The 23,120-nt window shown below is 46.7% G+C and carries 14 protein-coding genes, 1 tRNA gene and 1 riboswitch; of the genes, 11 read left to right on the top strand and 4 right to left on the bottom strand.

Going from position 1 to position 23,120, the window contains the following annotated elements:
- The first annotated feature begins 64 nt into the window (after positions 1 to 64).
- From HMPREF3027_RS09035 to nrdG, 10 genes are all read left to right on the top strand, one after another.
- Positions 65 to 3,106, top strand: coding sequence for a SusC/RagA family TonB-linked outer membrane protein (locus tag HMPREF3027_RS09035; protein WP_070708295.1), 3,042 nt, complete (start codon positions 65 to 67; stop codon positions 3,104 to 3,106).
- A gap of 27 nt (positions 3,107 to 3,133) precedes the next feature.
- Positions 3,134 to 4,723 (top strand): SusD/RagB family nutrient-binding outer membrane lipoprotein, encoded by a 1,590-nt coding sequence (locus HMPREF3027_RS09030; protein ID WP_070708294.1) that lies wholly within the window; start codon positions 3,134 to 3,136, stop codon positions 4,721 to 4,723.
- Positions 4,724 to 4,741: 18 nt separating this feature from the next.
- Positions 4,742 to 6,049, top strand: a complete 1,308-nt coding sequence (locus tag HMPREF3027_RS09025) for a LamG-like jellyroll fold domain-containing protein (RefSeq protein ID WP_070708292.1) — start codon at positions 4,742 to 4,744, stop codon at positions 6,047 to 6,049.
- A gap of 15 nt (positions 6,050 to 6,064) precedes the next feature.
- Positions 6,065 to 7,201, top strand: coding sequence for a glycoside hydrolase family 18 (locus tag HMPREF3027_RS09020; protein WP_070708290.1), 1,137 nt, complete (start codon positions 6,065 to 6,067; stop codon positions 7,199 to 7,201).
- A 29-nt stretch (positions 7,202 to 7,230) separates the two neighbouring features.
- A complete protein-coding gene (locus HMPREF3027_RS09015) occupies positions 7,231 to 8,286 on the top strand; it encodes a BT_3987 domain-containing protein (RefSeq protein WP_070708288.1) in 1,056 nt (351 codons plus the stop codon).
- Between the two features lie 69 nt (positions 8,287 to 8,355).
- Positions 8,356 to 8,739, top strand: a complete 384-nt coding sequence (locus HMPREF3027_RS09010) for a lipocalin family protein (protein ID WP_070708286.1) — start codon at positions 8,356 to 8,358, stop codon at positions 8,737 to 8,739.
- Between the two features lie 98 nt (positions 8,740 to 8,837).
- A tRNA-Ala gene (locus HMPREF3027_RS09005) sits at positions 8,838 to 8,911 on the top strand.
- 75 nt (positions 8,912 to 8,986) lie between these two features.
- A riboswitch (cobalamin riboswitch) is annotated at positions 8,987 to 9,191 on the top strand.
- A 39-nt stretch (positions 9,192 to 9,230) separates the two neighbouring features.
- Positions 9,231 to 11,630, top strand: coding sequence for an anaerobic ribonucleoside triphosphate reductase (locus HMPREF3027_RS09000; RefSeq protein WP_070708284.1), 2,400 nt, complete (start codon positions 9,231 to 9,233; stop codon positions 11,628 to 11,630).
- A 15-nt stretch (positions 11,631 to 11,645) separates the two neighbouring features.
- Positions 11,646 to 13,322, top strand: a complete 1,677-nt coding sequence (locus HMPREF3027_RS08995; RefSeq protein WP_083317579.1) for a putative transporter — start codon at positions 11,646 to 11,648, stop codon at positions 13,320 to 13,322.
- Between the two features lie 5 nt (positions 13,323 to 13,327).
- Entirely contained in the window at positions 13,328 to 13,798 is a 471-nt protein-coding gene (nrdG, locus tag HMPREF3027_RS08990) for an anaerobic ribonucleoside-triphosphate reductase activating protein (protein ID WP_070708282.1), read from the top strand.
- On the opposite strand, the gene HMPREF3027_RS08985 is transcribed toward nrdG, so the two are convergent.
- From HMPREF3027_RS08985 to folP, 3 genes are read right to left on the bottom strand one after another with little or no spacing between them, the layout of a single operon-like run.
- A complete protein-coding gene (locus tag HMPREF3027_RS08985; RefSeq protein WP_070708280.1) occupies positions 13,781 to 16,108 on the bottom strand; it encodes a DUF5686 family protein in 2,328 nt (775 codons plus the stop codon). The genes nrdG and HMPREF3027_RS08985 overlap by 18 nt on opposite strands.
- Before the next feature lie 14 nt (positions 16,109 to 16,122).
- A complete protein-coding gene (cdaA, locus tag HMPREF3027_RS08980; RefSeq protein WP_018027657.1) occupies positions 16,123 to 16,941 on the bottom strand; it encodes a diadenylate cyclase CdaA in 819 nt (272 codons plus the stop codon).
- Between the two features lie 11 nt (positions 16,942 to 16,952).
- Positions 16,953 to 17,807: a dihydropteroate synthase gene (gene folP / locus HMPREF3027_RS08975; RefSeq protein WP_070708278.1), complete on the bottom strand. Its 855-nt coding sequence runs from the start codon at positions 17,805 to 17,807 to the stop codon at positions 16,953 to 16,955.
- 261 nt (positions 17,808 to 18,068) lie between these two features.
- Between folP and HMPREF3027_RS08970 the strand changes: the two genes are divergently transcribed.
- Entirely contained in the window at positions 18,069 to 20,714 is a 2,646-nt protein-coding gene (locus HMPREF3027_RS08970; protein WP_070708276.1) for a carboxypeptidase-like regulatory domain-containing protein, read from the top strand.
- A gap of 865 nt (positions 20,715 to 21,579) precedes the next feature.
- Here HMPREF3027_RS08970 and HMPREF3027_RS08965 read toward each other — a convergent pair.
- Positions 21,580 to 22,962 (bottom strand): ATP-binding protein, encoded by a 1,383-nt coding sequence (locus HMPREF3027_RS08965; RefSeq protein ID WP_070708274.1) that lies wholly within the window; start codon positions 22,960 to 22,962, stop codon positions 21,580 to 21,582.
- Between the last annotated feature and the right edge of the window lie 158 nt (positions 22,963 to 23,120).

Below are 23,120 nucleotides of genomic sequence, written 5' to 3'. Positions count from 1 at the left end.
CGGTATAGGAATAGTGAAGGATTATAAACAAATACAATAGTTCCATTTTTTGAAAAAGCAAGGTATGAATTTAAGTCAAGCAAAATGGCTCAGAAGTCTACTCTGTACACTCTTTCTGAGTCTTCTGGCACCTATGGCTCTTGCGCAGACCATTACCGTGAAGGGAGTGGTCACAGATGCGACACACAATGAGCCCGTCATAGGGGCAACTGTAATGCTGGTAGAGGATGCCTCCAATGGTATGCTCACCAACCTAGATGGCCAATTTACACTCACGGCTGTCCCCGCTAACGGACACATCAGGGTCTCCTACATTGGATATAAGACCATAGAGGTGCCCATCAATGGACAGAGCTCCATCCAAATCGTGATCGAAGAGGATACAGAGCTCCTCGACGAAGTAGTCGTAACGGCACTCGGTATCAAGCGCTCCGAGAAAGCCCTCTCCTACAACGTCCAAAAGCTCGATAATGAGCAGCTCACCACCGTCAAAGACGCCAACTTCATCAACTCCCTCAGCGGGAAAGTAGCCGGCGTCAATATCACCAAGTCCTCAGCCGGTATTGGTGGCGCAACCAAAGTAACAATGCGTGGTTCCAAGTCCATTGCGGGTAGTAACAATGTGCTTTATGTAATTGACGGTATGCCTATTGGCAACCAAAACCTCGCTGGTGATGGAAGCGAATACGGTCGCCCAGGATCAGGTGAGGGTATCTCAGACTTCAACTCCGAAGACATTGAGTCTATCTCAGTATTGACTGGTCCATCAGCGGCAGCACTCTATGGAGCAGCAGCTGCCAACGGTGTTATCCTGATCAATACCAAGCAAGGTAAAGCAGGTGCACTAAGGGTTAATGTCTCTACGAACACAGAGTTTTTATCCGCTGGCATTCTTCCAGAGTTTCAAAACACCTACGGCACCACTCCTAATACCTATATGAGTTGGGGTAAGAAGCTAGACATACCTTCCACCTTTGATCCAAGAATATTCTTCCAAAAGGGATACAACACGATTAACTCCGTGAATCTCTCTGGTGGTACAGAGAAGAGCCGTACCTTTGTTTCGGTAGCCACAACTCACTCCAAGGGTATTATGCCAAATAACGAGTATTACCGCTACAACTTTACTGGTCGCAATACATCGGACTTCCTTAACGACAGGCTTCATCTAGATCTAAGTGCAAGCTACGTACTACAAGGAGACCAAAACATGATGTCGGGCGGACGCTATTTTAACCCACTTCGCCCTCTCTATCTATTCCCTAGAGGAGATGACTTCTCAAATATCCAAGTTTGGGAGCGCTATGATAGCAACCGCCGTATTTACACTCAATACTGGCCTTATGGCACCGCAGGCGAAGACTTTGAGAACCCTTATTGGATTGCCAATAGAGAGCTATTCTATAGTCAAAAGCATCGCTATATGTTCAATGCTCGTGCACAATACGACATTTTTGATTGGCTCAATATAGCTGGTCGTGTTCGTATTGATAATACTTATACTACTCAAAACACTAAATTCTACGCTTCTACACTCTCTCTATTTGTAGGAGACAAAGCTGACCACCCTATGGGTAGCTTCGGCAAGTCCGAGCAAAGGTATAAGCAAACTTACGCCGATGTGATGGTCAATATCAATAAAAACTGGGGTGACGATTGGTCATTAACCGCCAACATTGGTGCTTCATACGATGATCACTATACCACAGGAATGGGCATTGGTGGTAGATTGCTAATGATTCCCAACTTCTTTTCTGCCAACAACATAGATCCTACCGTAGGACCAGGTGGAATGAATTATTATCGCACCCGTAACATTGCTGCCTTTGCATCGGGAGAATTGGGTTGGAGAAACCAACTTTACCTATCTGTTACAGGCCGTTCGGACTGGGCATCACAATTAGTAAGCAATGGCAAGACTCCTGCCATCTTCTACCCATCGGTAGGTCTTTCGGCAGTGGTATCAGAGCTCCTGAATATGCCTAAGTGGTGGAGCTACCTCAAGGTACGTGGCTCATTTACAGAAGTTGGTTCTCCTATCTCTATGACAGGTGTGACCCCAGGATCAATAACCTATTCAATGAAGCCAGGTAAGATTGATCCAAACACTATCTATCCATTCCCTGAGTTCCGCCCTGAGCGCACTTGCTCTTATGAGTTTGGTATCAACTCTAAGTTCTTTAATGGAGCCTTGACCCTAGATGCTACCATCTACCAGTCCAACACTTACAACCAGACCTTCCTACAAGAGCTGGCCAAGTCAACAGGTTACTCTGGGTTCTACGTACAAGCTGGTGATATTCGCAACCGTGGTATTGAGCTAGCCCTTGGCGTTAATAAAAGCTGGGGTGACTTTAACTGGTTTAGTAATATAACCTATACCCGCAACATAAACCGTGTGATGGCACTTGCCAAGGGATTCAAGAATCCTATTGATGGCACCACCTTTGACATTGATGTCCTAAAGTCACCTAAGTATATGCGCGTTGGAGACTCAATGGACGACATCTTTGTTACAGGCATTCTCCTAAAAGACAAGGATGGTAAGCTTATCGAAGAGGGTGATGGCTATAAAGTAGACCGCTCTCAGATTATTAAGGTAGGCAAATCCTCTCCTGACTTTATGATGGGATGGAATAATACCTTTGCGTACAAAGGAATTTCACTTAGCTTCCTTATCAATGCCCGAGTAGGTGGACTTGTTTCGTCTACTACCCAAGCTATGATGGACGGCTATGGCGTATCCAAAGTTACTGCAGATGCTAGAGATGCTGGTGGTGTGATGATTGATGGAGTGAAGTATGATGCCGAGCGTTACTATCGTACCATTGGATTGAATCGTCTTGGAGCGTACTACCTCTATGATGCTACTCAGGTAAAGCTTCAGGAGCTATCTCTTGGCTATTCTCTGCCTAAAGCATGGCTAGGCAATTACGTGCAGAATGCAAGCGTGTCTCTTATCGGACGCAACCTACTCACTATTTATCGTGCAGCTCCTTACGACTCCGACATGTCGGGTGGTACAGGGACTTACTCCGGAGGTGGTGACAACTTTATGCCACCAAGCATGCGTAGCCTTGGTTTTAGCGTAAAAGTTGGCTTCTAATCTTTAATTGATAGATAAGTAATTCATATGAATAATAAAATAAAATATATACTTCCTCTGATAGCTGGTGGGCTACTCTCGCTCAGCTCTTGCACAAGAGACTTTGGAGACATCAACCGTAACCCATTAAATCCTAATCTGGAGGATTTGAATAAGGATAATATCCTAGGTAGTGCTTACTTGCCAGACCTTCAGTACCACGTGGTTTGGACGGCGACTGAAGGCACTGATGCAGTCAATAACTATCAGGTTCTTAACAACTTAACCGCTGAGTCTTGGATAGGCTATCACGCACCACGCGATGCAAAGTGGCCCTCCCGTAACCTCACCCAGTTTTACTTTGATGTTGGGTGGAATAATGGTGGCTTTAGTGGCACTATGGGAGCTATGAACCCTTGGCTACAAACCAAGAAAATCGCCATGGATGGAGAGGTTAAAAATGAAGAAGTCTTCTCAATAGCTCAGATTTGTAAAATCTTTACCATCCAAAAGGCTACTGACATGTTTGGTGCCATCCCCTATTCAAAGGTGGGTAATGGCTCATTCAATGTCCCTTATGACTCTCAAGAAGATGTCTACAAGTCATTCTTCACTGAATTGTCTGAGGCGGTAGACGTACTCTATGCCGCATCTGGTCGTACACTAGTTGTTAAGGACTATGTATATGAAGGAAATGCCTCTCAGTGGGCAAAGCTAGGCAACTCTCTCATGCTTCGACTTGCGATGCGTGTACGCTATGCAGCTCCAGAGCTAGCAAAGACCTACGCTCAAAAAGCAGCTACACACCCAGCAGGGCTAATAGACCAAGTGGCCGACCAAGCACAGATCGATGAAAAGAGTGGAGTAAGGGCCAAGAACTCTCTCTATGTGATTGCTAATTCCTACGACGACACTCGTCTAGGTGCTACAATGCAGTGCTACTTACGTGGCTACGAGGATCCTAGAGCTGAGAAGTACTTCACTGGGGATCTCTCTATAGCAGTACCACCAGCAATTCCCTCAACAGCAAGGCAATACGATAAGGCAGCAAAGCCTCGAGTTGAAGAGTTTGACCCTTCGGTATGGATGACCGCTGCTGAGGTGGCATTCCTAAAGGCCGAAGCTGCACTGGTTGGATATATTCCAGGAAATGCTGAGCAGTACTACAAGCAGGGTATTCAGCTCTCTTTTGCTCAGTGGGGGCTAAGTAGTGAAGAGGCAACAGCCTATATGGAGAGCACCAAGCAACCTGCTGCTTTCCAAGACAAGATTAATGCCAACTACAGCCAGTCTGCCCCCTCTACGATCACTCCAAAATGGGATAATAGTGCCGACGAAGAGGTAAAACTTGAGCGCATCATTACTCAAAAGTATCTAGCGATCTACCCTAATGGGCAAGAGGCATGGTCGGAGTGGAGACGTACTGGCTACCCACGCCTACTAAGACCATTGAGCAATATTTCCAACTTTGGTGTAGTGACTTCTGATGGGTACAAGGATGGCGTACGTCGCTGGCCATACCCACAAAGTGAGCTGACACAGAATAAAGATAACGTACAGGAGGCCATCAATAAGTACCTAGGAGGTAATAATATGGCGAATATTAATGTTTGGTGGGATGCTAAGCCCAAAAACTAATTAGATTATATTATTGATATGAAACATATATTATCTACTCTATCCTTTATAGCTATCTTGCTAGGATTTGCTTCGTGCAATCTTGCCGATGGTGAAGGAATGGGGGTTTATTCGAAAGATGGCTCAGTGATGAATAATGGCATCTATATGAGTCAAGTAGATGGCAAGGAAGCCGTTGCTGTACTAGTTGAGAGAGACAAGGGAGGTTTCTCCACTTTTACTCCTAGACTAGCTGCACCAATTGATAAGGATGTCAAGGTAACACTCCGAGTGGATCCAAAAGTGATTGAGGACTACTCTCTAGCCAACAACCTTAAGCTGAAGTCTGTAGATAAGGGCGATGTCCTTTTCATAGACTCTGAAGGCAAGGAGCATAAAGGCGAAATCACCGTAACTATTCCAGCAGGAAGTATTTCAACTAGTGTTTCAGCTGGTGTTAGAGAACTAGATGTCAATAAGTATTCATTTAGTGACAAGTGGGCTTTTGGAGTAAAGATCGCCCAAAGCGATGCTACTGATGTGCCATTACTATCCAATCAAAATAGCAGTATCGTTACTTTCAACCGCTTATTTAAGACCTCAGCATTCCATTGGATCAGCTCAGATGAATCCCTTAAGATCCAAATGAATGAGCCTATAGCGGAGGATCTGACAGAATGGACCTTCCAAATTCAGCTCTACTTCTCTCGTTTGGCTCGTAACGACTGCCATGTAGCAAGTCCTAACCAAACGATCTCCAATATCTATGGCGTGCCAGCGGGTATGGAGTGGTATACTCGCATTAGCTACTCAGGTGGTATCCAACTGAAGACAGGCCGAGATGGAGATGATACGTGGACTAATAAACCCTTAAAGGATAAGACTTGGATGCAGATTACCTGGACTTTCAAGCGCACAGGTCTTAACCGTGGCATCACTTCTGTCTATGTGGATGGTGAGCTACAGAAGTCTTGGGAGACACAAGACTATATGTGGGCTAAGGGTACGAAGGAAGCTGGCTGGTCAATTGGTGCTTGCCCATGGGGTAACGACTACATCCGTGAAGCGAAGATGTGGAATAAGGTATTGACCCCTGCAGAGATGCAAGACAAGCTCTATCTACCAGAAGATCCTAAGGATCCTAACCTGATATTCTATGTGCCATTTACTAAGGAGACAATGTCCTTTGATCCACTAGTCATCCAAGAGCTTACTGGTAGGGCAACCGTGATTGTACCTAATTCGCTATCGGCTGATATGCAGGACAATATTGTCTTCCCAAATACTAAGATGGTGATTGAAGAAGAGGACTCAGCAACTGAAGGTGAAGAGCCTCAAAACCCTTAAGACATAAAGAGCTGTATGAATAATATATTTAGACTTATATCCATCGTATGTGCAGTGGCATTTCTAGGCGCGTGTACCAACATTAAGCCAATAGATGTAGATGACCAAGCACAGAAAGAACTCTGGGAACAGAGAGATAAGAAGAAGGCCGAGGCTGAAGCAAAAAAGAAGGCTGAAAACGAGGCCAATGCTAAGAAAATAGCAGAAGAGAATGAGAAAAACAAGCAGAAGTACTATGCGGCACTAAGGGAGTACAAGAAGACTGACCACAAGCTCATGTTTGGTTGGTTTTCGAATTGGAACCCTCAAAGCCCTGACCCTGTATTTAATCTCGACCTTTTACCCGATAGCGTGGACTTTATCTCCAATTGGGGTCAGCAATGGGATCTTAGTGAAGCCAAAAAAGAGCAACTAAAGCATGCCCACGAACGTGGAATCCGTATGACCATTGGGTGGATCATTGAAAACGTAGGACAAGGTATCAATGCACCAGAGGGTGGCTGGCTGCAATGGAAAAAGGAGGATGGCTCCGTGGATGTTTATAAGGCGATTGACGTATATGTAGCGTCACTTTGTGATTCTATCCAAAAGTACAATTACGATGGTATGGATATCGACTACGAGCCTAGCTTTGCATCACCATTCAAGAACGGCAACCACTGTGGTGACTGGGGCCAAGATGGAGACGGACTGCTAGCCCTCATCTCGTGTAGCTCCTCTAGCAATAAAGAGAGAGAGAACTACTTCTTTACGGAGCTAAGAAAAGGCTTTGATGAGCTTGAGAAGAAGATGGATAAGAAGCTAATGCTCAATATCAATGGGTCAATTAGTTGGATCGATCCTCAAGTAGCCCACCTATTCGACTACTTTACAGCTCAAAGCTACAATAACTCCGCTGGTCGCTGGGTCAATTCTTTAAGTCGCTTTGGCTACGGCCCTGAAAAGCTACTAGTTACAGAGACTTTCCAAAACAAGGAGGGCAACGCCAATAGTTTTGCAAAGAACTACGCTGTCTACGCCAACGAAAAAGGAATTGGCGGGATTGGAGCCTTCCACATTAATGAGGACGTAATCTATGGGCCCAATTACAAGAATGTAAAGGAGGCAATTCAGATAATGAACCCTGCCAACACATACACCCCAGAAGAGTAAGTAGCTAATCAATTGAAGATATATATAATATGAAGACTAAATATTTTTCGTATGCAACATGGGCGATCTCAGTGATTGGGCTAATGGCTTCGTGTCAGTCACCAGATCCAGAGATTGTTGAGTCCAACTACGAATATGCCATTGATGAGAAAAAGGTGGCAGTAGATACTCCCGATCCTTTCCAATTTGATGACACCCCCTACGTTTATATGGCTAAGGAAGATCAAGTAGCCAACTTCTCTATCCTTAGGGAAACGAGTGGAAATGTGTCGGTTGGCGATCCAAAAACAATTGACCTTAAGGTACAATTGACTAAGGCGCTTAGTGAGGAGGTGACTCTCACACTAGATGTAGATGCCAAAAAGACTGAGCAACTACTCACCGCCAACCCAATGTATAAGGAACTAACTAAGGATGCTCTTACTTTTCCTCAGGAGATAAAGATCCCAGCAGGGGAGAAATCTGCCAAGGTCTCTATCACTCTTGAAGAGAAGGACTTGGAGCGTTATGAGATGGAAACCACCTACGCTTTAGTTCTAGACTTTTCAACAACTTCTAAGACACTGAGGTTTGCAAAGGGTTTCAACCTGATTGAGGTCAAAGCGACAGCTTCAGTAGCTCTTCCACAGGGCAACAATGTGACTGCTGCAGACAATCTACCTGATGGGGTGACCAAATATCCATCGAGTGATATCACACCTAAGTCCGACTATCAATCTGGCAGACTCTGGGTAATGTTTGATGGTAACACTCATTACCGCAGTAACAACTGGTGGGTAGAATCAGGAAGCTCCACTACTTTAGAGCTTAAACTAGCTAGTAAATCAAAGGTTAAAGCCATTGTAGTATGGGGAAATCCATATCACTGGGAAGGCAATAAGTCCTTGAAGGGAGTAACTGTCCATGCTACCAATAACGGTGGATCTACTTATGTTACTCAAGGCTCCATCTTAATGGACAAGCCAGCCAACCCTGTGTATATTGTCTTCAACGAAGCAATTGACATAGATGCGATTCTATTATCTGACTTTATCAGTAGAGTTAGTTATGCCGATATCGTAGAGATTGAAGTGTACACTGAATAACTAATAAAAAGGAATAGAGCGGGGTGTAGACATACCCCGCTCTATTTTTCTATCAGTTGAATTAGCATTATGAAAAGGTTAGCATTTCTCACTTTATTATTCGTTATCGTTATGAACATCTCTTGTGCGAGGAACAGCGAGACTAAGCACGAATATGCCATACTTGGAAGGTGGGAGCTACGGGAAGTAATTAACGGAGTAAAGTATTATATCTCCTTTAACCCCAACCAAACGATCACCCAAGTGTTCGTAGCACCCGATGGGTACAAGAGAATATACTCCGGAAGATGGTCCATAGATAGTGACACCCTCTTTATGCAGGATTCACGAGGAGATTATAAACTTCTTATCTCCGAAGCTACCGATAGCACCTTGATGCTTATTCGCCAAGACTCTCTCGCCATGATTTGTGATAGACTGTCGGAGAACAAGGATTACATATTTGAGCCTTAGAAGGTATAACATATAATGTACTACGTCCATTATATCAGCTACTTCATTGGCTGAAAGTTGGTGGGTGGTGATATATTTGTTATCTTTGTGGGGAGTATGGGGAATTAGCTCATCTGGCTAGAGCGCTACAATGGCATTGTAGAGGTGACCGGTTCGAGTCCGGTATTCTCCACTTTCTTTATATCCTCGGCGTTACTGCCGAGGATTTTTGTTTCTGAATATAATGCTATCAGGTCTATAAAAATAGGTATCTTTGTAGTGCATTTGTGGAGGTGATAGAGTTCACCTCTTGGGAAACTGGTGTGAGTCCAGTACAGTACCCGCTGCTGTAAGTCTTGATGGGCTTGGAAGCCTTGACAGCACCCCGATCGTTTGCCACTGCCCATGTGGGCGGGAAGGTACGGAGGTGTATGAGATAAGTCAGAAGACCGACAGATGCATTTTACCGTATTATAAAACCTATTTAATCAACTTTCGGGAGTTAAAGTAATATGAATAATCCAGTTCTTTACATCATTAAGAGGGATGGCGTGCAGGAGCCATTTACCCCCTCTAAGATTGAAAACGCTATTCTCAAGGCCTACGTAGCGAGTGGCAATGGAGATAATTATGGTGAGGTACAGCAAGTAACTCGCCAAGTATTGTCGTGCATAGAGCAGACTACCATTTCGGTAGAGGAGGTACAAGATATTGTGGAGGGCGAGCTGATGAAGGTGCGCCCCGATGTAGCGAAGCGCTACATTATCTATAGGGAGTGGCGCAATACGCAGCGGCACAAACGCACCGACCTCAAGAAGTCTTTTGATGGGATTGTACGGATCGATGAAAATGATATCAATCTGAGCAATGCCAATATGAGTAGCCACACTCCAGCTGGTCAGATGATGACCTTCGCGAGTGAGGTCTCCAAGGACTATGCCTACCGCTATCTACTCTCCCCCGAATTTGCCGAAGCACACAGGCGTGGGGATATCCACATACACGACCTCGACTACTACCCCACCAAGACCACTACTTGTGTACAGTACGATCTGAAAGATCTCTACGAACGGGGTTTCCACACAAAGAATGGGAGTATCCGTACTCCTCAGAGCATCCAGAGCTACGCCACTCTTGCAACGATCATTTTCCAAACCAATCAAAATGAGCAGCACGGAGGGCAGGCAATCCCCGCCTTTGACTACTTTATGGCACCTGGGGTATACAAGTCGTTTGTGAAGCACTTGGCAGAGCTGATTCCCTTTATGGTAAAGGCTAGAAGTGGTGAGGGGAACCTTGAGAGGAAGGCACTGCGAACGATGATTACCGACGCTGTAGGCAACATCATGCCGAGTGCGGGGGAGATTCGCGGGCTATATGATGAGCTCTCCAAGGTGACTAACGATGCTATCGCCTACGAAGATCTGGAGATGATGGTGGCGGAGGCTCGCGAACTAACCAGGCGAGATACGCACCAGGCGATGGAGGGATTTATCCACAATCTCAATACGATGCACTCCAGAGGCGGCAACCAGGTGGTCTTTAGCTCGATTAACTACGGCACCGATACCAGTGCCGAGGGGCAGATGGTGATCGAGGAGTTGATGGAAGCGACTATGGAGGGACTAGGAGCTGGAGGTGAGGTGCCAGTCTTCCCCATTCAGATATTTAAGGTGAAGGAGGGGGTCTCTTATTCAGAGCGTGACTATGAATTGGCAATGACCGACTTTGATGCTGCGATGAGGGGCGAGCTAGAGTTTGAAGCACCCAACTTCTATCTATTCCTAAAAGCGTGCAAGACCACAGCAAGGGCACTCTTCCCTAACTTCCTGTTCCTCGACACCCCCTTCAATCAAAATAAACTTTGGCGTGCCGATGACCCTAATCGTTATCTTTATGAGCTTGCAACGATGGGTTGCCGCACCCGTGTCTTTGAGAATATCAATGGGGTACAAAGTTCTGTAGGAAGGGGCAATCTATCCTTTACCACTATCAATCTACCAAGGCTGGCGATTGAGGCTCGTCGTGCTGCGGAGCGCGAGTGCGGTTCGGTTGCCGACTCTGGCCGGATCTTGAGCGTATCTATCCAAAAGCTAAAGGAGTCGCTACGAGAGATGGCACTACTAGTTGGCGAACAGCTACATGAGCGATATCTCTACCAACGGAGTGCACTGGCTCGTCAGTTCCCATTTATGATGGGCAACGATGTATGGAAGGGAGGCGGTGCTTTGAAACCCAATGACAAGGTAGGCTCGGTATTGGATAGCGGTACGCTGGGAATTGGATTTATCGGCGGTCACAATGCGATGTATGCACTTTATGGTAGGGGACACGGCGAGAGCTCTGCTGCGTGGGAGACTTTGCGGGAGTGCCTAGTGGTGCTGAATGAGGTGGCTGGCGAGATGAAGGCGAAGTATCACCTCAATTACTCGGTACTCGCCACTCCTGCCGAGGGGCTTTCGGGTCGCTTTACAAAGCTTGATGTGAAGCGGTACGGCAAGATACCTGGGGTCAATGACCGAGAGTACTATATCAATTCATTTCATATCGATGTAAAGGAGGAGGTACGCATTGCCGATAAGATCAGGCTAGAGGCTCCATTCCACGCACTCACGCTTGGTGGGCATATTACCTATATAGAGCTGGATGGTGAAGCGAAGAAAAACATTCGTGCGATCGTAAAGATCGTGAAGCTGATGAAGGACAATCAGATTGGCTACGGCTCTATCAACCATCCAATTGACACCTGTAGGAGCTGCCACTATAAGGGAGTGATCTACGACCGTTGCCCAATCTGCGGAAGTGAGGATATCCAACGCATGAGGCGAATCACGGGTTATCTTACTGGTGACCTCGCCTCGTGGAACTCTGCTAAGCGTGCCGAGGAGCGGGACCGTGTAAAGCATCATTAACTAAGCTAATTAAAGATGATGGATGTACTGAAGCAACTACTCCTAGGTGGGGATATCGCTTCTTCGATGTTTGTACTCGCTTTAGTGGTGACAGTGGGCACTGCACTAAGCAAGGTAAAGGTACGAGGGTTTTCACTCGGGGTCACCTGGGTACTCTTTGTGGGGATATTGATGGGCCACTTAGGCCTATCAATGGATCCTCACGTGCTCTCTTTTGTGAAGGAGAGTGGGATGATCCTCTTTATCTTTGGTATTGGTATGATCGTAGGGCCAGGATTCTTTGCCACCTTCAAGCAAGGAGGCGTATCTCTGAATCTACTCTCTATCGCATCAGTCTTTTTCTCACTAGTCGTCACCTACCTCATCTACCGTTTTTCAAGCGAACAGATAGCCACATTGATGGGTATCCTAGGGGGTGCGGTGACCAACACCCCTTCGCTTGCATCGGCACAGGAGACAGCACGAATGCTCTCGGGAAGTACACCACAAGATATCGGCATAGGTTATGCCCTTGGTTATCCAGTTGCCATTGTTGGGATGGTGGTCACCCTTTCAATCATCAAGTGGATCTTTAAGATTGATGTGGCACGTGAGGAGAAGGAATTGGAGGAGAGGGAGCAGGCGAATAAACGAGAAGCCCTAGTCTACTCTCTAGAAGTGACCAATCCAGCCCTCTTCGGGATGGATATCTACCACGTAAAGATGCTATTAGAGAAATACGAGGTAGTCATCTCTCGTATCTTGCACGAAGGCACTGGCGAGGTGGAGATGGCTAGCTCCAATTCAAAAATCTATGAGGGCGATAAGCTCTTGGTTATCTCGGAGCAAGACGAGGTGGAGACCATCGCTGCCTTCGTAGGTCGTCGGCTCGAGATGAGCGATGCCACCTGGTTTAAGCTCGATAATACCTTGGTATCTCACCGTGTGCTAGTGACGCACCCCAATATCACCGGCAAGAGCATTGAGCAACTCAAGTTTAGGACACTCTACAATGTCAATGTCTCACGCCTTTATCGTGCTGGCGTCCACTTAATCGCTAAGCCCGACCTCCGCCTACAAGTAGGTGATACGGTGGTGATTGTGGGGCAAGAGGAGGACGTAAAACATGTGGAGAAGATACTTGGCAACTCAGCTACCAACCTAAGGCGACCCAATCTGCTGGTGCTCTTCTTGGCACTACTGCTAGGTGTACTTGTTGGGAGCTTGGAGATACAGCTTTCCGGAATGAGTATGCCGGTGAAGCTCGGCTTTTCAGGCGGCACACTGATTGTAGCCATATTACTGAGCAACTTCGGAACAAAGTTTAGGCTCAACACCCACAACACCGAGAGTGCCAATATGATGATACGGGAGATAGGGATTACCCTCTTCCTAGCCTGCGTGGGACTGAGTGTCGGGGGTAGCTTTGTGGAGAAGCTCATGAGCGGTGGCTTTGTCTGGATGGGCTACGCAGCACTGATGATGATGATTCCGCTTTGGATCACCCTCGTGATTGGACGCCTTTGGCTCAAGCTAGATTACTTCACCCTCTTAGGGTATGTGGCGGGGAATATGACCTTTGCCCCAGCCCTATCGCTCACTCCAGATGCCACTAAAAACAATATCCCATCGGTGGTCTATGCTACCGTCTATCCAGTCACCCTCTTCCTACGAGTGATGGCGGCACAGTGGATGATCTTACTACTTACCTAGGTGGTATGCTCCATCTGCTCAAGGTAATTCCCGAGACCATCCTCGATGGCGATGGGATAAGGTATAGCATCTACTTGGCAGGGTGTCGGCACGCCTGCCCTGGTTGCCACAACCCACTCAGCTGGTCGCCACAGGCAGGAGAGCCACTGACGGAGGAGCGGATAGGCAACATAATAGAGGAGATTAAGGGCAACTTCCTACTCGATGGCGTCACCTTTAGTGGCGGAGACCCCTTCTACAACCCCACCGACTTCGGTCCTCTACTCAGAAGAGTGCGAGAGGAGACGGGACTAAGCATCTGGTGCTACACAGGCTACCTTTACGAAGAACTGCTTGCGGATCCAGAGCGAGCACCGCTACTAGAGTGGATCGATGTATTGGTCGATGGTCCCTTTGAGAAGCGATTGTACGACCCTACCCTTTCCTTCAGAGGTAGCAGCAACCAACGAATTATCCACCTAAAAGCTAAGCGATAAATCTAGCTTCACCCCCCATGGACCTTTGGAGTGAGCCTTAAGCGGAGAGAGGCGACGATAGACGTCAATGCGCACCACCTTGAGTATATTCTCCAGCCCAAAGCCCACCTCAGCATAGACCTGATCCTGCATCTCAGTAGTATGCACAGGGAGTACGAATAATTCATTACCCGTAGCTTGTCGGTTCTTAGCAGTGAGGTTACCATAGAGGAAGTTGGCCGTCAGCACACCCCGAAGTCGCAACTTATTGATCAATGGGATACGGTCAAAGACCACGCCTCGCATATGGTATTCCATAAAGGCCGTCAGCCACTCATCTGCAACGAACTCCAAAGGGTTGAGCAATTGGAACGTATTGTGCTTGTGCATAATTCCGATATTAGTCGGTGGCGTATATAAGACAGGAAAGGGCACCGAGCTCCATAGCTTCCCCACCGTCACTTGATAGTCCAGACGACCAAAGACCCCCATCCAGAGTCTCTGCTCAGCAGATAGCTCAGTACGCTGCCTACGGAAGTCACCCCCCAACCATTTATCCGCCCACTCGTGGCGAAGCTTTAGCACCGGTACCTCGCGATATACATTCGCGTAGTGCCGGTGTCTTTGCATAGAGCCATCAAAGATACGCTCACCGATCGCCCACCGTAGCTCCACGCCCGAATATACATCGGTGATCTTAGGCAGCTTCTGCAGAGAGTGGTCGTGATTAACCCGCACAAAATCAAGCGGCCCACTCGCCCTATCCTCCCTATAGCTAGCATAAAGCCTGAGAGAGAGACTTGCATTGAAGTCCTTTAGATACTCCAGAGTTAAGAGATTTCGATAAGAGGTAGTCGCCAGATACGATACCCCAACATCATAGAGGATATTATCTCGGTCGTTATTCTGTACCTCAAGACCTGGGATATAGATATCGTGCTGATAGCTCAGCGATACTTCGTGCTGAGGAAACTCCTCCCTAAAGTAGCGCTTAGGTCTAAAAGAATAGGCGTAGCCAACGCCATACTTAGGGCGTCGGTCCTTAAATCCATAGGCAAGATACCCATTAAAGAAGTGACGGTGCGAGAGATAGCCGGTAGTCCTTCCTCCCACCTTGATACGTAGCCCCTCCGTATGATTGGCATCGACCAGCTCATTCACAGGCCCGAGGTCAAAGAGGCTTCCTCCGTAAATCTTGCTGTAATCCCACTTCGTACGAATATAGTTGAGACTCACCATATCCACCAACTCCAGTACCACACGCTGCCACCCTAGCTGTTTGAATTGGTCCATAAACCTCCGCAGGCCATCGCTTGTGGTCAGCAGGTTTCGGGCAATGGCAGAAGAGAGAACTGGCTTTGCTAACTCCCTATCCTGCCAGTCATTAAAAGGTTGCTTCAGAGCGATAATCTCGGAGTCAGGCGATTGCTCGCCATACTCATCGTAGTGCCTTGATTGCTCCACATAGAGAGAGAGTAGATTGATAAATAGCTTCAGATTACCCACCAGACGCTCCTCCTTGAGGTGCCACCCCACCGAGGTCTTCACAAATTGTTGCTGCAGACGAAGATCCTCCACGAAGTTAATATCGATTTGCTTCGGAAAGATAAGGTAAGCATTGAGCAATCGCGGGCCATGATCCTCCACAATCAGCAACCGTCCCGAAAAAGAAGGGGCATGGGACTGACGTGGGATAAAGTCCACCACCTGAGCCACGTACCCAGCCGATATAATGGTATCTGTAAGATAGTACTTGTAGTGGTGTCTTGCCTGCTCCGAAAGAGGTGCGGGGAGCTTGGTATCTAGTATCTTCACATACTTCTCAAAGAGGTCCACCTTGGAGAATAACTCCTCCAGCCTCACACTCTGAGAGCCATCACTGATGTTTTGATCCAACCCATTATGCTGACTATATAAGATAGCTTCATTGAGCTGCTGCGTCGTATGATTGTACCCCTTGAGATAGACCTTTTGGTACTCCGAAAGCGGTAAGACAGGCGTACCATCAATATGCGAATGAATCAAGTAGCGATCAAAGAAAGGCACCCCCTTACGCAGTGCGCCCCGCCACTTATCCACCCGACCAAGCGCCAGAAGCAATTGCTCCGACTGCTGAAAGCTATAATCCAACTGCCGTGCCGCCCTATCGGCACGCTCCCGCGTAGCAGTCCGCTCAATCAGGGCTACCGCATCATTATCTTCCTCATACTTAGTGTGGCTACCCAATACGAGCAATTCAGGCATCACTACAGGAGCCAACTCCTGCGCTTCTACTACCAGTGCGGAAAGTAGCGAAAAGAGTAGAAGTAAGTAGCGAAGCCCTCCACGCATAGTCCACCTCCTCTCTATACGGCGTGAGCTGTGACAAGCGTACCTATCTTCCCGAGGTCGGTAAAGTCATTGCTGATAAATTGTTGCAACTGATCTGTCGTCACATCAGCGATCATCTCCCCATTGTGTGCAATCGATATCTCCCCACGCTCCTCACTGATGATGATTACCTTCGCATCCGTTGCTTGCGACATCCCTAGTCCCGAGCGGTGCCTTAGCCCCATCTCTTTCGGTAGCTCTTGCCCCTGTGCTACAGGCAGAATACAGGCCGCCGCCACGATGGTATAGTCACGGATAATCATCGCCCCATCATGTAGCGGAGCATTCTTAAAGAATATATTCTCTATCAACCGCGAATTGACCTGCGCATTGATAATCTCCCCCGTATGGATATACTGCTCCAGACTGGTGCCCTGCTCAATCACGATAAGGGCACCGGTCTTTTTCTTTGCCATATTGGCACAGGCAAAAGAGATCATTCCGATAAAGCTCTGCTCCCGACTCACCTCCACATTTTTCTCAGGCTTAAAGATTCGGCGAATAAATCGCCACCTCTGCGTGCTACCTAGCAGGGTAAGGAAGCCCTTTATCTCATCCTGAAATATAATGACGATCACCACAATCCCCACACTAAAGAGAGCATCCAATATTCCCCCAAGCACCCTCATGCGGAGGATCTGAGAGGTGACAATCCAAATGAGGATCAGCGAGATAATCCCTCCAAAGATCGTGGCACTACCACTCTTTCGGAGCACATCATAGACATAGTAGAGCAATAGCCCCACTAGTAGGATATCCATAAAATCCTTAAAGGAAAACGCCAACCACTCCATACCCCTAATGCTTAGCTTAGTCGCTTAATCTCCTGTACCATCTTCATCGCTTCCCACGCCTCCCGCACGTCGTGCACACGGATAAAGTGCGCCCCATGAAGAAGCGCATAAGTATTTAGCACCGTGGTACCATTGAGTGCCTCAGCTGGGGTAGTGCCAAAGTATCTATAGATCATACTCTTACGGCTAATCCCCACATAGAGAGGATAGTCGAGTACCCTAAACTTATCAAGGTCACTCATCAGCTCATAATTCTGCTCCGTCGTTTTGCTAAAGCCAAAGCCAGGGTCGAGGATGATATGCTCCTTCCGAAGCCCCAGCTCCCTCAGCTTCTCGATTGTCACCAGTAGCTCCTCAATCACCCCATCAGCCACACGCCCCTTGTACTCACAGAGGCTCTGCATCGTCTTGGGCGTACCCCGCATATGCATCAGCACATAAGGTACCTGTAGCTCCGCCACCGTCTGCAACATCAGTGGGTCAATACGCCCACCCGAGACATCATTAATCACATCTGCCCCACCCTCTTCTACCGACTTACGTGCCACCGAAGCGGTAAAGGTATCAACACTCACCGGCAACCTAGGGTACTCCTTCTTCAGGATATCCAATACCTCCTTCACCCGTCGCCACTCCTCCTCCTCAGAGACCTCCGCAGCATCAGGCCTAGAGCTGTACCCCCCCACATCAATCATCTTACCCCCTTGGTCAATGATCTCCTCAATCCGTTGGTGTATATTTCGCTCACCCTCAATGCGACTACCGGCATAAAATGAATCGGGTGTATGATTGAGGATACCTATGATCATAGGCTCCTCCGTAAGGTTATATGGCCGACCCTTAAAGGTCATCACTACATCTGGCATAGCTTCACTCCTTTCCACTAATTAATATCTACCTACAAAAGTAAATAAAACTAACTACTCCACCAAGCTACCGAATAGCAAGTGTTATCTGTCTATTTCACCAAAGCCTGAAAAATAACAGCTTTTCCGAGGATATGTAACAAAATCTTAATTTATAATATCACCAATCTACATTGTTTTAGGTAACTTTGCAATTGAATTAGATTGACCATTGTAGATTATTATTTGAGACAACAATTTATAAACTAAAAAAGCAAACTTATGAAACAGTTTTATAGGCTTTTAATGCTTTCGCTTTTACTAGGCTTTACTTGTGCATCCTCTTGGGCACAGAAGACCTATACAGGCGTAGTAGTGGATGGTGATACACATGAGCCTCTTATTGGTGCTGTGGTGGTAGATAGCAAAGATTCGTCTAAAGGTACCACGACCAACATGGATGGTAAATTCACTATCTCTCTTACAGGAAATGGCACACTCGAAGTAAACTACTTAGGCTACTTGAGTGCAACTGTTAAGTACAGTGCATCTGGAAAGAGTTCCTTAGGCACTATTTCACTCTACCAAGACAATACTCAGCTAGGAGAAGTACTAGTTGTGGGTAAAGGAGTGATTGATGTGGCTAATCGTGTGACACCTATAGCATCTACTATCGTCAAGGCTTCTGAAATTCAGATGAAAGCGGTAGGTAATGTAGAATTCCCAGAGGCTCTTAAAAACACACCAAACGTCTATGTAGCCAACCAAGCTGGAGGCTTTGGAGATAGTCAGATGTTTATGCGTGGATTTGATCAGTCCAACACCGCATTCCTTTTGAATGGACAACCCATCAACGGTATGGAGGATGGTAAAATGTACTGGTCCAATTGGGCTGGTATCTCGGATATTGCCAATGCTATTGATGTGCAACGTGGCTTGGGATCATCAAAGCTAGCAATTTCCTCTGTCGGTGGTACAATCAATATCGTTACTAAGGCTACCGACCTTGAAAGAGGTGGATTTGTTCGTTTCATCGGTGGTTATGGTAAGTATTTCAAAGGTACAGCAGCATACAACACAGGTTTGCTAAGCAATGGCTGGGGTGTCTCAGTACTTATTGACCATTGGCAAGGTGAGCGCAAATGGAATGATGGCACACAGGGAAGTGGTCAAAACTATTTCCTCTCTATAGGTAAGAAAGCTGGAGACCACATGTTTAACTTCCTTATTTTTGGGGCTCCTCAGTGGCACAACCAGCATTTCTCTCTTAAGCAAGAGCTATATGACCAGTACGGATACAAGTACAATAAGAATTGGGGTTACTACAATGGCAAAGTCCTGAGTGAGCGCAAAAACTACTATCACAAGCCAGTAATGAACCTCAACTGGGACTGGACTATCAGCAAGAAACAATCTCTATCCACAGTACTATATGCATCATTTGGTCGTGGGGGTGGAACAGGTGCCTACGGAAATGGACCTGATTACATTAAAGATGCCAGTGGGAAAAAAGTTGGACGTGATGCTGATGGCCAAGTCCGATGGGACTTTATTGAAAACGAATACAATAAATCAATTGCTGGTGGATACGGCAAAGGGTATGATGGTACTGCCATTCGCTCCTCTGTTAATAACCACCACTGGTTTGGACTCGTTTCCAACTACTCTTATGACAACCACGAGAACCTATCTGTAAATGTCGGAGCAGATCTCCGTTTTTATAAGGGAGACCACTTCCGTCAGCTCACAGAGCTATTTGGTCTCAAGGGATGGAACGACGCAAAGGGACGTAATAAGTCATTATTAGATGCAAATGGTGCATATTTAATTACCAATACTTATAAAGCCGACCCATGGGCTTCACTCTTCAACTATGCACCTACCGAAGATCGCATCGCATACAATAGTAGCGAGTGGATTAACTACCAAGGGCTATTCGGGCAAGTAGAGTACCATAACGATTTAATCTCTTCTTTCTTACAAGCTGCTTTCTCTAATCAAAGCTATAGAGCATCCGAAAACTTCAAGTTGCTCAATGAGAAGTCCGATGTAATTAATCGCTTTGGCTTTAACATCAAGGGTGGTGCGTCTATTCTAGCAGGTGAAAATCACAAGTTTTTCGCAAATGCAGGGTATTATTCTCGCCAGCCATTTAAGGACAACATTTTTGAGTACTCCACCATTCGCCCTAGAGAGCAAAAGGTAGAGAATGAAAATATCCTAGGCCTTGAAGCAGGCTATTCAGCAAAGCTTCCAGGGTACACTACAATCAATCTCAATGTATACTATACCTCTTGGGCAAATAGATTCCTCGCCTTTGGCATGGACGATTATACCACACCCAATACTCATAAACTGCTACAGAGTGCTGGGTTTAGGCTTTCCAATGTAACGCAAATTCACAAGGGTGTAGAGCTTGATATACGCACTCACCCATTGACAGGGCTGATGCTTCGTGGTCACTTTACCTATGGCGATTGGAAGTATTCAGGGAAGACTCCTGTTGAGGTGATTGACAATGATTCTGGAAATTCTGTAGCTGATAAGTTTGAAATTGAGTTGGCTGGTACTAAGGTCGGAAGTGCACCACAGAGCACTTTAGGATTCGGTGCTGAGTACAAAGCTAAGGGATTTGTAATTTTTGCAGACTACAATCATTATCTCAACCTATATGGTGATGTAGACATTAAGAAGTTGGCTGAAGCAACAGTCAAGGGAAAAGAGTACAAATCTCAGAAGCTAGATAACTATGGACTACTTGATATGGGTGCTTCATACCGTTTTGCACTCACAGGAAAGCAAGGTATCCTTATCCGTGCAAATGTGTACAACGTGCTCAACAAGCGCTATGTAGCTAGCTTAGACAACTATGGACTTTACTATGGTCCTGGCACAACTTTCAATGCAAGTGTAACTTATGAATTCTAGTTACTAGACGAGCTAATTACATAATAATATGATAAGGGGGCGTGCAAGTCAATACTTGTACGCCCTTTATCATATTACATTAAAGGACTGATGCATGTAAAATCCTCAAACCTTAGGATGGCCTATCTAAGGCCCTCACAGAGGCCCTTGGGGGAACCTCTTATCGCAGGTCCCTTTTTCGGACAAACGACGCCACTGCACGAGCCGTCCAACTTGTCTGACCTGTCCGATAAAGGCACCCCACCCAATAAGGTACCCCCTAGATAAAGGCACCCCGATACCACTCCTGGTAACTAAGCAAAAACTGAGTTGCAACTAAGCGATCGGCGAGATGCAACTAAGCAAACGGCGAGATGCAACAAAGCAAATGCTTAGTTGCATCTCAATTTTCGCCTTCCTAACCCATTGATTACTAACCTCCTACAAATGGCCATTTTTATCAAAGAAATCGGATAAAGCACCCCCGGTTAGAGCACCCGACAGGGTGCCATTCAGATAGCCCCTGGTCGGAGGGGGCAAACGCCCCCGAACGACCAGCGGGAAAAAGGCACGGCATACGTCATCGACCCTTGTGGTCGCACAAGCCTATGTAGGTGCGACCACAAGGGTCGTGGAATATGGGGTGCCTCGGATCCCGCCGGTCTTCGGCACTTCGTGCCTTGACCAGGGGCTAGCTGAGTGGCACCCTCGCGGGTGCTCTTCCATCGGGTGACTTTATAGAAGAGATCTTTTTCGGACAGGTCGGACAAGTCGGACTGGTCGGCAAAACGATGCTACCATACGACCTATCCGACTTGTCCGATAAAGGTACCCCTCGATAAAGGTACCCCCTCATTAAAGGCACCCCCGACAAAGGCTAGGCCTCTTATTGAAGCATAGAGGCTATGATGTCTTTGGGATAATAGCAAGGAACATCAGCCTTAGTTTCTGTCTTGAGGAACAATATCGTGTGTACCTTTTGCCCCTTCTTTACGAATGGTAAGCGACTGGCACGACTTGTTAATTGCTCATATACGCTCTGTGCCTCATCACGTTCTCGCCATTTACATTCTGCCACGAGGAGGTGCTTCTTGTCTAGCGACTCAGCTACAAGGTCAAGCTCCACCTGCTCATAATCGTTGCTACCCTTCTCTTTTGGTATGCCACCCCACCACCGAGAGGCGATGCCATAAACTACGCCATCGATTTCATTACCCGTTACGAAATCACGACATATCTTTTCCCATACCTGACCAACGTACGTACTGAAGTCCTTACGGATGATATCCATTACTAGATCCTGACGGTCTAATTCGATAAGATATTTATTGGGATTGATAAACCTGTAATAAAAGGAGAGAAAGTTGTCCCCAAGACGATACAATCCCTTCTTGCTACTCTTCGGATTGTCGCCAAAGGGGATATCTTTCTCCACATAGCCCAAGTCGGTCAAAATGCTGATAGGCTGCGAAAGGTTGGTCGCAGGCTGCTTCATACGGCCAGCTATTTCCGAAATGCGATTGACTCCATTGCCCACCGTCGTAAGCAGAGAGAAAGAGGTAGCCGTATCACGACGCTCATCACGGAGCAATCGAGTTGGTTCATCGTACAGCGTGCCATAATTATTGACCAGTAGATTGCGCACTGCCTCCTCCAAACTATCAAAGTCGGCACGAAGTTCCCAGTAGCGAGGCACACCGCCCCAAATGGCATATTCTTCCACTGCTTCTTGGTCGGAACAATGCAAGGCTTCTTTAATATATGGCAAACGCAGTTGCTTCAGCTTTGGCTGCCAAGTACAGCGTTGATATAGGGGAGACTTCTCATTGAGTACCAGAGAGTGCATCATCAATTGGGAGGAGCCACAAAGGATCAGGTTGTATTTCAGTTTATTGTTGTCCACCAATCGTTGAATGATGGAAGGCAGTGACGGATCACTCTTGACGAGATACGAAAACTCATCTAAGCAAACCGACCTATTTTCCCCAACATATAGATTGAGGGTGGTGAGCACCGTCTCCCAGTCGTGGTAAGATACCCGATCAAAGCCATCAAACGTGAAAGATACAGCCTTGGCAAAAGAATCTATCTGTTGCTGCGTCTGTGCCTCTTCGCTCAGATGGTATACATCCTGTTCGGTCAAAACATGCTTGATCAGCTCCGACTTTCCAATACGCCTCCTACCATAAATCACAATCAGCACAGGCCGGCCAAGACTCAACGCACGCATGAACGCAGCTGTTTCCTCTACTCTATCTATAAATTTCATATCACCAATAATTATCTTTGCCAAACATTATGTTTTGCAAAGATAATATCTTAATCAATACCAACACACAAAATCACCAATAAATTTAACCCCAAGAAAAACAATGTTCAGATAAAGGCCCCAGCCAGAGCACCCGACAGGGTGCCATTCAGCTAGCC

The sequence above is a fragment of the Porphyromonas sp. HMSC077F02 genome, assembly GCF_001815465.1.
GTDB classification, from domain to species: Bacteria; Bacteroidota; Bacteroidia; order Bacteroidales; family Porphyromonadaceae; genus Porphyromonas_A; species Porphyromonas_A somerae.
Note: the sequence above shows the minus strand (reverse complement) of the source record. Positions and strands in the feature narration are given on the sequence as shown.

What these genes read in the sequence shown, in the direction of transcription:
- HMPREF3027_RS09035 (WP_070708295.1), top strand. Translation starts at nt 65, where the DNA reads ATGAATTTAAGTCAAGCAAAATGGCTCAGAAGTCTACTCTGTACACTC.
- HMPREF3027_RS09030 (WP_070708294.1), top strand. Translation starts at nt 3,134, where the DNA reads ATGAATAATAAAATAAAATATATACTTCCTCTGATAGCTGGTGGGCTA.
- HMPREF3027_RS09025 (WP_070708292.1), top strand. Translation starts at nt 4,742, where the DNA reads ATGAAACATATATTATCTACTCTATCCTTTATAGCTATCTTGCTAGGA.
- HMPREF3027_RS09020 (WP_070708290.1), top strand. Translation starts at nt 6,065, where the DNA reads ATGAATAATATATTTAGACTTATATCCATCGTATGTGCAGTGGCATTT.
- HMPREF3027_RS09015 (WP_070708288.1), top strand. Translation starts at nt 7,231, where the DNA reads ATGAAGACTAAATATTTTTCGTATGCAACATGGGCGATCTCAGTGATT.
- HMPREF3027_RS09010 (WP_070708286.1), top strand. Translation starts at nt 8,356, where the DNA reads ATGAAAAGGTTAGCATTTCTCACTTTATTATTCGTTATCGTTATGAAC.
- HMPREF3027_RS09000 (WP_070708284.1), top strand. Translation starts at nt 9,231, where the DNA reads ATGAATAATCCAGTTCTTTACATCATTAAGAGGGATGGCGTGCAGGAG.
- HMPREF3027_RS08995 (WP_083317579.1), top strand. Translation starts at nt 11,646, where the DNA reads ATGATGGATGTACTGAAGCAACTACTCCTAGGTGGGGATATCGCTTCT.
- nrdG (WP_070708282.1), top strand. Translation starts at nt 13,328, where the DNA reads ATGCTCCATCTGCTCAAGGTAATTCCCGAGACCATCCTCGATGGCGAT.
- HMPREF3027_RS08985 (WP_070708280.1), bottom strand. Translation starts at nt 16,108, where the DNA reads ATGCGTGGAGGGCTTCGCTACTTACTTCTACTCTTTTCGCTACTTTCC.
- cdaA (WP_018027657.1), bottom strand. Translation starts at nt 16,941, where the DNA reads ATGGAGTGGTTGGCGTTTTCCTTTAAGGATTTTATGGATATCCTACTA.
- folP (WP_070708278.1), bottom strand. Translation starts at nt 17,807, where the DNA reads ATGCCAGATGTAGTGATGACCTTTAAGGGTCGGCCATATAACCTTACG.
- HMPREF3027_RS08970 (WP_070708276.1), top strand. Translation starts at nt 18,069, where the DNA reads ATGAAACAGTTTTATAGGCTTTTAATGCTTTCGCTTTTACTAGGCTTT.
- HMPREF3027_RS08965 (WP_070708274.1), bottom strand. Translation starts at nt 22,962, where the DNA reads ATGAAATTTATAGATAGAGTAGAGGAAACAGCTGCGTTCATGCGTGCG.